This window comes from Massilia sp. CT11-108 (assembly GCF_047302915.1).
GTDB lineage: Bacteria > Pseudomonadota > Gammaproteobacteria > Burkholderiales > Burkholderiaceae_D > Telluria > Telluria orientalis.
On sequence record NZ_JBKYMO010000210.1, the window covers coordinates 1 to 9587 of the forward strand.

Here is a 9587-nt window from a genome sequence, read left to right on the forward strand (position 1 = left end):
CCTGAGTCCTGTGCAATACAGAACTCAGGCCTTGGCTGCCTAGCAAACTAACCGTCCAACTTTACGGGGTCAGTTCACGATGCGGCCGTTTTGTCGTTGGGACGTCGATCAGTACGTATAGAACATCCGCTGAATCTCCTTGGTGCTGTTGGTCTTCGTGAGCGCCAGCATCAGCAGGATGCGCGCCTTCTGCGGATTCAAGGTATCGGCCACGACGAAGTCCAGCTGGTCGTCATTCGCTTCGCCATTGCGCGCCACGATGCCCTGGCCCACGCGGCTCGCGCGCACGATGATCACGCCTTTTTCGCGTGCGGCCGACAGCGCCGGGCGCACCTTGTTCGGCAGGCTGCCGTCACCGACACCCGCGTGGATCAGGCCCTTGGCGCCGGCGGCGACCAGCGCGTTGACGGCGGTCGGGCCCACGTTCGCGTAGGTGTAGGCAATGTCGACCTGCGGCAGCGCCGACAGGTTGCTCACGTCGAATTCCGTGTCGACCGTGTGCTTGCGCGTCGAGGCGCGGTAGAAGTGCGCCTTGTTGCCCACCACGTAGCCCAGCAGGCCCAGTTCCGTCGCCTTGAACGTGTCGGTGGTCGTCGTGTTGGTCTTGCTGACGTCGCGCGCGGCGTTGATCTGGTCGTTCAGCACGACGAGCACGCCCTTGCCGACGGCGTCCGGGCTGCCGGCCGTCAGCACGGCGTTGTACAGGTTGATCGGGCCGTCGGCCGAGATCGCGGTCGACGGACGCATCGCGCCCACCACCACGACCGGCTTCCTGCTCTTCACGACGAGGTCGAGGAAGTAGGCGGTTTCCTCGATCGTGTCGGTGCCGTGCGTGATGACGATGCCGTCCACGTCCGGCTTGGCCAGCAGCGTGTTGACGCGCTTCGCCAGCGTGAGCCAGTGCTCGTTGCTCATGTTTTCGCTGGCGATCTGGAACACCTGTTCGCCGGTCACGTTGGCGACCTGCTTCAGTTCCGGGACGGCCTTGATCAGGTCATCGACGCCGACCTTGGCGGCCGTGTAGCCGACCGTGGTCGTGCTGGTGGCGCCGGTGCCGGCGATGGTGCCGCCGGTAGCGAGGATCACCACGTTGGGCAGGCGGGCCGCCGTCTGGGCTTGGGCGGATGCGGCCAGCAGCGTCATGAGGCACAGTGCGAACCACGTGCGTACAATTTTTAAGAACATCAGATCTCCTTTTTTAACAATTTTTGGAAGGCAAAAAAAAGGCTCCTTGGGAGGAGCCTGGTTCGGGGTGCCGGTCAGCGCAACGGCGCTGTGGCGATGTCCTTGTCGGCGAGCGCGGGATCGGTGAGATCCCCCTCCCACTTCGCGACGACCGCGGTGGCGATGCCGTTGCCGATCACGTTCGTGGCCGAGCGGCCCATGTCGAGGAAGTGGTCGATACCGAGCAGCAGCAGCAGGCCGGCTTCGGGAATATGAAACTGGTTCAGCGTGGCGGCGATGACGACGAGCGACGCGCGCGGCACGCCGGCCATGCCTTTCGACGTCAGCATCAGCACGAGCATCATGGTCATCTGCGTGGACAGCGCCAGCTCGATGCCGTAGGCCTGGGCGATGAAGACGGAGGCGAAGGTGCAGTACATCATCGAGCCGTCCAGGTTGAACGAGTAACCGATCGGCAGCACGAACGCGGCCAGGCGGTTCTTGACGCCGAAGCGCTCCAGGCCTTCCAGCGTCTTCGGATACGCCGCTTCCGACGACGCGCAGGTGAACGCGAGGATGGTCGGCTCGCGCAGCAGGCCGAGGAGCTTGAACAGGCGCGGGCCGACGAACAGCATGCCGATCGCGATCAGGATGCACCACAGCAGCGCGATGCCGAGGTAGAACTCGCCCATGAACTTGCCGTAGGTGCCGAGCACGCCGACACCGCTCGTGGCGACGACGCCGGCGACGGCCGCGAACACGGCGAACGGCGCGAAGTTCATCACATAGCCCGTCACTTTCAGCATCACGTGCGCGGCGCCGTCGATGGCGGCGATCATCGGCGCGGCGCGATCGCCGATGGCGGCGGCGCCGGTGCCGAAGAAGATCGAGAAGATCACGATCTGCAGGATCTCGTTCCTGGCCATGCCGTCGAAGATCGACGTCGGCACGAGGTGGGTGATGAAGTCCTTCAGCGTGAGGCCGGAAGCGGTGATGCCCGACGAGGCGCCGGCCGCCGGCAGGGTGCCGGACAACGCCATCGCGTCGCCCGGGCGGAACAGGTTCACGAGGATGAGACCCAGCGTGAGCGACAGGAGGGAAGCGATGATGAACCAGCCCAGCGCCTTGATGCCGATGCGGCCGACTTCCGCGGCGTCGCCCATCTTGGCGATGCCCACCACCAGCGTGGAGAACACGAGCGGAGCGATGATCATCTTGATCAGGCGGAGGAACAGCGTGGTGACCAGCGACATCGTGTCGGAGAAGCCTTTGGGATCGGCGAGATTCGTGTGCGCGATGTAGCCGGCGGCGATGCCGAGCGCCAGGCCCACGAGGATCCAGGTGGTGAGGCGGTTTCTTTTGTTCATAAGCTTCCTCTAGGGTGGCGGATGGCGGAGCAGGGGAGATCGTCCGTCCTGTTCCGCTGCCGTGGCACAATCTCGTGCAAGATCAGGGAGTTGCCGGGTGCCTGGTGCTGCGATATTGACAAGTCCCGGCAGTATCCTAGGCGTTGATGGTACTGTCAAGCAAACCCAAATCCGACGAAAACAAATGATAGAAATCGACAACGTCAGCAAGTGGTACGGCCCTGTCCAGGTTCTGCGCGACTGCACGACACGCGTCGCGCGCGGCGATGTGGTGGTCGTGTGCGGGCCGTCCGGTTCCGGCAAGTCGACGCTCATCAAGACCGTCAACGGCCTCGAACCCTTCCAGCAGGGGACGATCAGGGTCGACGGCACGTCTGTCGGCGACCCGGCCACGCGCCTGCCGGCGCTGCGCGCGCGCATCGGCATGGTGTTCCAGAATTTCGAGCTGTTCCCGCACCTGTCCGTCCGCGACAACCTGACGCTCGCGCAGGTCAAGGTACTCAATCGGTCGCGCGACGAGGCGACGGCCAACGGTTTGACATACCTGGACCGCGTGGGCCTGCTGGCGCACCAGGACAAGTTCCCGGCCCAGCTCTCGGGCGGCCAGCAACAGCGCGTGGCGATCGCGCGGGCGCTCGCGATGGACCCCGTCGCGATGCTGTTCGACGAGCCCACTTCCGCGCTCGATCCGGAAATGGTGGGCGAAGTGCTGGACGTGATGACTGGCCTGGCGCAGGAGGGCATGACGATGATGGTCGTGACGCACGAGATGGGATTTGCGCGCCGCGTGGCGGACCGTGTCGTGTTCATGGACGAGGGGCGGATCGTCGAGGACAGCGCCGGGGAGGCGTTTTTCGAGGCGCCGCAGTCGGCACGGGCGCGGGAGTTCCTGGCCCGGATCATCCATTAACCACCGTCGTCCCCGCGAAGGCGGGGACCCAATTTTGCATGCAGCCCGGCAGCGCTACGAACTTGGATCCCCGCCAAGGGGGGCGCCTAGCCCGGGGATGACGACTCAGAGGTTACGTAGTACGAGACTCACCCCACCCACGATCAGCACCACCCACACCGCCTGCTTGATCCGCTCCGCCGGCAGCCACTGGTGCAACCGGTTGCCGACATACAGCCCGCCGAGCGCGAACGGCAGCAGCGCGATGGCCAGCAGCGGCAGCGCCGGCTGGTTGTACAGGCCCGCGCCTGTAAACAGCACGAGGCGCGAGATGGCGCTGAAGAACAGCACGCCGCTGAGGGTGGCGCGCAAGGCCAGCTTGTCGTCCAGGCGGCTCGTGAGGAAGATCGTGTAGAACGGTCCGCCGGTGCCGAACAGCGCCGTGAAGATGCCGCCCACGACGCCGAACGGCACTGCCCACGCGGGCGCAAACGGCGGCAGCTTGCGGCGTGCGAACAGGCTCCAGGCCGAATAGCCCAGGATGAACAGGCCGAGCACGACCAGCAAGGTGCGCTCGGGCGCGCGCACGAGCGCGAGCACGCCGACGGCCATCCCGACCGCCATGAACGGGATGAGGCGCAGCGCTTCGCGCTTGTCGATGTGGCGGCGGTTCTTCACGCCCAGCAGCACGTTCGAGACAAAGTCGAAGATGAGCATCAGCGGCACCGCCATGCGCAGCGGCATGAACAGCACGAGCAGCGGCATCGCCGTCACGGACGAGCCGAACCCGGTCAGCCCCAGCACCGTGTAACCGAACACGATGATGAGCGCCAGCTGGGCGAGCGTGAGCAGATCGAACGTCATGCCGCGATTCTAGCCCTAACGGGTGATTTCGTTCTGTATTGCAATGTATCGTGCGTAGCAAACAACGCGTGCCGGCAACTTGACCTCCTAGTAAAATGTCGGGGTTCGCAATCCGAGAGCCGCCATGTCCATCATCGAATCCCCCGACACCATCACCATCACCCGCCCCGACGACTGGCACCTGCACCTGCGCGACGGCGCGGCCATGGCCAGCGTGCTGCCGCACAGCGCGCGCCAGTTCGCCCGCGCCATCGTCATGCCGAACCTGAAGCCGCCCGTCACGACGGCCGCGCTGGCTGCCGAATACCGCGCGCGCATCCTGGCCGCGCTGCCGCAAGGCATGAGCTTCGAGCCGCTGATGACGTTGTATCTGACTGACAACACGGAACCGGACGAGATCCGCCGCGCGCGCGACACCGGCTTCATCCACGGCGTGAAACTGTACCCGGCCGGCGCCACGACGAATTCCGCCGCCGGCGTGACCGACCTGCGCAAGTGCTATAAAACGCTGGAAGTGATGCAGGAACTGGACATGCCGCTGCTGACGCACGGCGAAGTCACGGACCAGCACATCGACCTGTTCGACCGCGAAGCCGTGTTCATCGAGCGCGTGATGCGTCCGCTGCGCCGCGACTTCCCGGAACTGCCGATCGTGTTCGAGCACATCACGACGAAGGACGCGGCCGAGTACGTGGCCGAGGCCGAAGGCCCGATCGCCGCGACGATCACCGCGCACCACCTGCTGTACAACCGCAACGAGATCTTCAAGGGCGGCATCCGCCCGCATTACTACTGCCTGCCCGTGCTGAAGCGCGAAGAACACCGCCTGGCGCTGGTGACGGCCGCCACGAGCGGCGACGAGCGCTTCTTCCTCGGCACCGACTCCGCGCCGCACGCGATCCACACGAAGGAAGCCAGCTGCGGCTGCGCCGGCTGCTACACGGCGCTGCACGCGATGGAGCTGTACGCCACCGCCTTCGAACAGGCCGGCGCGCTGGATAAACTGGAAGCGTTCGCGAGCCTGAACGGCCCGGCCTTCTACGGCCTGCCGCTGAACGAGGGCACGATCACCCTGAAGCGCGAGGCGTGGAGCCTGCCGGCGACGGTGCCGATGGGCGAGCAGGAACTCGTCCCGCTGAACGCGGGCGAACAGATCGGCTGGAAGATGCTGTAACGGGATGTTCCCCGAGATCGACTGGGCGCGGCCGTGGTACGACACGGTGCGTCCCGCCTTCGACAGTCTGTCCGCCGGGCCGTTCATCGATGGTTTCAACGCGAACGCGGCGCGGCTCGGCCTCGTCAACGTGGACGGCCAGCCGATCCGCTTCGTGCCCCAGGCCGACCTGCCGGAGGGCGTGGCGTACGAAGCCTACATCGGCGCCACGGGGTGCGTGCCCACGCGCGCGAACCTGCACGATTTTTTCAACGGCCTCGTGTGGCAGACCTTTCCGCGCATCAAGCGGGAACTGAACGCGCTGCAGGCCGCGCAGATCGCGCAGGCGGGCGTCGGCAAATCGCGCGGACCGGCGCGCGACGCCGCTACCATTTTTGATGAGAATGCCGCGCTGCTCGTCGTGCGCGACGATGCTGCCGGCCACGCGCTCGTCGCCGACCTGCGTGCGCATCGATGGCGCTCGGCCCTGTTCGACAAGCGCGACCTGTTCGGACGCGATGCCGAACTGTGGCTGTTCGGCCACGCGCTGATGGAAAAGCTCGTCGCGCCGCGCAAGGCGATCACGGCCCATGTGCGCGTGGTGTTCGCCCGCGACGATTTTTTTTCGCTCGACCGCGAGGGACGCCGCGACTGGATCGATGGCGCGGTGTCCAAGGCGATAGCGGCCGAGGGCCTGTCCACGGCCGGCTTCACCCCGCTGCCCGTGCTGGGCGTGCCGGGCTGGTGGCCGGACCAGGACGAAGCCTTTTATCTCGACCACACCGTGTTCCGGCCCAAAAGGCCGGCCAGCACCACCGAAGGAGGACACCATGACCGATAAGGTACGTTGGGGCATCCTTGGCACGGGCAAGATTGCCAAGGCCTTTGCCTCCGCATTGAAAGACACGCCAGACGCGCGGCTCGCCGGCGTCGGCTCGCGCAACCTGGCCAGCGCCGATTGGTTCAGCCGCGAGTTCGGCGGCACGGCGTACGCATCGTACGAAGACCTCGTGCATGCGCCCGACGTGGACCTCGTCTACGTCGGCACGCCGCACCCCATGCATTACGAGAACGTGCGTTTGGCACTGGAAGCCGGCAAGGGCGTCCTGTGCGAAAAGGCGTTCACGGTGAATCGCCGGCAGGCCGAGGAACTCGTGCAACTCGCGCGCGAGAAAAACCTGTTCCTGATGGAGGCGATGTGGACGCGCTTCCTGCCCGCGCTGGCCGAGGTGCGCCGCATCGTCGACTCGGGCGAGATCGGCACCGTGCGCCAGGTGAACGCGGACCTCGGCTTCAAGGCCGAATTCGGCCCGGAGCACCGTTTGTTCAACCCGGTGCTGGGCGGCGGCGCGCTGCTCGACCTGGGCATCTATCCGCTGTCGATCGCCGTGGCGCTGCTGGGGCCCGTGGACACCGTGCTGGCCCATGCCGACATCGGCCCGACCGGTGTCGACGAGCCGACGGGCATCCTGCTGCGCCATAGCGGCGGCGGCATGTCCGTGTGCAGCTGCTCGCTGCGTGCGCGCCTGCCGAGCGAGCTGACGATTGCCGGCGAACGTGGCCACGTCCGCATGAACACGATGTTCTACCGCACGCAGACGGTGACGGTGGTGCGCGCCGACGGCATCGCGCGCACCGTGCCCACGCCGTACATCGGCAACGGCTACGTGCACGAAGTGATCGAGGCGCAGCGCTGCTGGCGCGCGGGCCTGATTGAGAGTCCCGGCATGACACATGCTGACACGCTGGCGCTGATGGGCGTGATGGACGAGATCCGGCGCCAGATCGGCCTGACCTATGACGCCGATTCGACACAGATGAGCGGCACACCACCCAAGGAGAATGCATGAAACGCGACCCTCGTTCGACCAGCCGCATGCGGCGCCTGAAGCCGCGCCAGCGCAAGAAGCTGCGCGTCGGCGAATTCCAGGAACACTGCTTCGACGTCGAACTCGTCTTCCACAACCCGATGCGCGGCGAGCCGTATCACGACTTCATCAACGACTTCTTCGGCGCGCTGGAAGAACGCGGCCTGCTGGGCGGCGGCTTCGGCGGCCGCGAGCCGTTCAGCGAGACGGAAGGCGTCATTGCCCGCATCGAGCGCGGCTCGCCATCGGAACAAGACCGCGAAGCCGTGATCGCGTGGCTGCGTGCGCGGCCGGAAGTCGTCGACGCGCGCGCGAAGGACTTCAAGGATGCGTGGCACGGTTACGGCTTTTAATACGGTCGAGTTGTAAGGATCTGTCAGCGCGGTAACGGATTGTAAAGCCCGTCAACAGACGGGCAAGCCGCGCCGTTTTAGGGACAAGTGCAGCGCAAAACGACCTGCACCGAACCCCAAAAACTCCGAGGACCCTTCATCATGAAAAAGACCATTGCTACCCTGATCGCCGGCCTGTTCGCAACCGCTGCCTTCGCCCAGGCGCCCGCGCCTGCCGCTACCACGCCGGCCGCGGCCAAGGTCGAAGCCAAGCAGGAGAAGCAGGCCGCCAAGGCTGAAGTGAAGGAAACGAAAGCCGCCGCGAAAGCCGACGTCAAGGAAGCCAAGAAGGAAGCCAAGGCAGACGCCAAGGAAGCCAAGGCAGACGCCAAGGCCGACGTCAAGGAAGCGAAGGCAGACGCCAAGCACGTCAAGGCCGAGCACAAGGCCGAGCACAAGGCCGAACTGAAGGCTGAGCACAAGGCAACGACCGTCGCCGCCGCCAAATAAGCGGTTCGTTACGCAGTTACAAAGCCCGCGCGATGCGGGCTTTTTTGCTTCCGCTTCGCGCGAAAAAAATCCCATGCGGCTTCCGCGACTTCCAGGTCCGCGTTCTGCAGGCCGGTCAGCCAGTTGATGAAGCGGGGGTAGCGTTTCAGGCGGCTGGGTTCCGCATGGCCGGCGCCATCGATGCGGTACAGGCCGACCTGCAGCCCCTCCGCCGCTTGGCCCCACATGAAGCGGGTGACACTCGTTCGTGCGTCGCTGGCTGGGAGGCGCACGACGTCCGGCGTGTCCGGCAAGCCCGCCAGTTCGCGCCAGGCGTGCGCGGAGTCCTCGATCCCGCGCACCGGTTCGGCGAAGCCGAGCGCATACCAGGGCTTGCCGCCGTGATAGTGGATCAGCGGGTCGGCCGTGCAGCCGAAGATCAGCGCCGGCAGCGGCGTCGTGGGCGCCTGCGTGCGGCCGGGCGGCGGCATGCCCGCCAGCACGACCGAGAATGCCGCCAGGCGATGCGGGAGCCGCGTAGCCGCGGCATACGCCATCCAGCCGCCGCGCGACACGCCGATCAGGTAGACGCGCGCCGGGTCGGCGCCGTGGCGGGCGATCGCATGGTCGATCAGCGCGTCGATGAAGGCGACGTCATCCTTTTTGGCCACACGTGTTTCCGACGCGAAGCAATCGCTCCAGCCGCCCTTGCCGGCGTCCGGCGCGATCACGACGAGCTGCTCGCGCGCCGCGATGTCGAGCCACACGGACAGCGGGGACGGCGGAAACGCCAGCCCCAGCACCTGCTCCGCCGACGCGCCGGCGCCGTGCAGCACGATGATCAGCGCCCGGCCGCCGGGTGACGAGCCGTCCGGCGCCGCGACGAGGTAGCGGCGCGGTCCTTCGGGACGGGCAAGCGTGGCCGGCAGGGGAACGAGGCTGGGCATATGGACTCCTTGCATAACGATCAGAATCGTTGCATTGCTTGTAAGTATCTGTCAACCACGTAACCGTTTGTAAAGTTCGTCAACACACGGAAGGCAGGGTTCGTTGATGGCATAAGTCACACAGAACGATGTGCACATTGACTGACAACCACGAGGACCCTTCATCATGAAAAAAACCATTGCTACCCTGATCGCCGGCCTGTTCGCTACCGCAGCTTTCGCCCAGGCACCTGCTCCTAAGCAAGCAGTGCTGGTCGACAACGCCAACGTGAAGGCAACGAAGACCGAGACGAAGGCAGCCCCGGCCGAAGCCAAGGCAGCGCAAGCCGACGTGAAGGAAGCAAAAGCCGATGCGAAGACGGCCAAGACGCACGCCAAGGAAGCGAAGGCAAGCGCCAAGCATGCGAAAGCCAAGACCAAGCATGCCGTGAAAGAAGACACGGCCGCCACGACGGCACCGGCGCCGGCTGATGCAGCGACTCCCGCCACCCCGGCTACCCCGGCCGCTCCGGCC

11 protein-coding genes are annotated in these 9587 nt (G+C 65.7%); 7 read left to right on the forward strand and 4 right to left on the reverse strand.

Going from position 1 to position 9587, the window contains the following annotated elements; all coding sequences use genetic code 11:
* Nucleotides 1–108 precede the first annotated feature (108 nt).
* Together ACEN88_RS17145 and ACEN88_RS17150 are read right to left on the reverse strand one after the other, a co-directional pair.
* Nucleotides 109–1185 (reverse strand): type II asparaginase, encoded by a 1077-nt coding sequence (locus tag ACEN88_RS17145; protein WP_160410844.1) that lies wholly within the window; start codon nucleotides 1183–1185, stop codon nucleotides 109–111.
* 74 nt (nucleotides 1186–1259) lie between these two features.
* A complete protein-coding gene (locus tag ACEN88_RS17150; protein WP_413341445.1) occupies nucleotides 1260–2531 on the reverse strand; it encodes a dicarboxylate/amino acid:cation symporter in 1272 nt (423 codons plus the stop codon).
* A 184-nt stretch (nucleotides 2532–2715) separates the two neighbouring features.
* Here ACEN88_RS17150 and ACEN88_RS17155 point away from each other — a divergent pair, with 184 nt between their 5' ends.
* Entirely contained in the window at nucleotides 2716–3441 is a 726-nt protein-coding gene (locus ACEN88_RS17155; RefSeq protein WP_413341447.1) for an amino acid ABC transporter ATP-binding protein, read from the forward strand.
* A 105-nt stretch (nucleotides 3442–3546) separates the two neighbouring features.
* Here ACEN88_RS17155 and ACEN88_RS17160 read toward each other — a convergent pair whose 3' ends face one another.
* Complete coding sequence (locus tag ACEN88_RS17160; RefSeq protein ID WP_413341449.1) at nucleotides 3547–4284, reverse strand: sulfite exporter TauE/SafE family protein; 738 nt, start codon at nucleotides 4282–4284, stop codon at nucleotides 3547–3549.
* Between the two features lie 124 nt (nucleotides 4285–4408).
* Between ACEN88_RS17160 and pyrC the strand changes: the two genes are divergently transcribed.
* From pyrC to ACEN88_RS17185, 5 genes are all read left to right on the forward strand, one after another.
* Complete coding sequence (gene pyrC / locus ACEN88_RS17165; protein ID WP_413341451.1) at nucleotides 4409–5458, forward strand: dihydroorotase; 1050 nt, start codon at nucleotides 4409–4411, stop codon at nucleotides 5456–5458.
* Nucleotides 5459–5462: 4 nt separating this feature from the next.
* Nucleotides 5463–6278, forward strand: a complete 816-nt coding sequence (locus ACEN88_RS17170; RefSeq protein WP_413341453.1) for a DUF3025 domain-containing protein — start codon at nucleotides 5463–5465, stop codon at nucleotides 6276–6278.
* Entirely contained in the window at nucleotides 6268–7287 is a 1020-nt protein-coding gene (locus tag ACEN88_RS17175) for a Gfo/Idh/MocA family protein (RefSeq protein WP_413341455.1), read from the forward strand. The genes ACEN88_RS17170 and ACEN88_RS17175 overlap by 11 nt, the downstream gene beginning before the upstream one ends.
* Nucleotides 7284–7658, forward strand: coding sequence for a 50S ribosome-binding protein YggL (locus ACEN88_RS17180; RefSeq protein ID WP_413341457.1), 375 nt, complete (start codon nucleotides 7284–7286; stop codon nucleotides 7656–7658). The genes ACEN88_RS17175 and ACEN88_RS17180 overlap by 4 nt, the downstream gene beginning before the upstream one ends.
* 141 nt (nucleotides 7659–7799) lie before the next feature.
* Nucleotides 7800–8147: a hypothetical protein gene (locus ACEN88_RS17185; RefSeq protein ID WP_413341459.1), complete on the forward strand. Its 348-nt coding sequence runs from the start codon at nucleotides 7800–7802 to the stop codon at nucleotides 8145–8147.
* Between the two features lie 8 nt (nucleotides 8148–8155).
* Here the strand turns inward: ACEN88_RS17185 and ACEN88_RS17190 are convergent, their stop codons facing one another.
* Nucleotides 8156–9073, reverse strand: a complete 918-nt coding sequence (locus tag ACEN88_RS17190; protein ID WP_413341461.1) for an alpha/beta hydrolase family esterase — start codon at nucleotides 9071–9073, stop codon at nucleotides 8156–8158.
* Between the two features lie 166 nt (nucleotides 9074–9239).
* On the opposite strand from ACEN88_RS17190, the gene ACEN88_RS17195 reads away from it, so the two are divergent.
* On the forward strand, nucleotides 9240–9587 hold a 348-nt coding region (locus ACEN88_RS17195), incomplete at its 3' end, for a hypothetical protein (protein ID WP_413341462.1).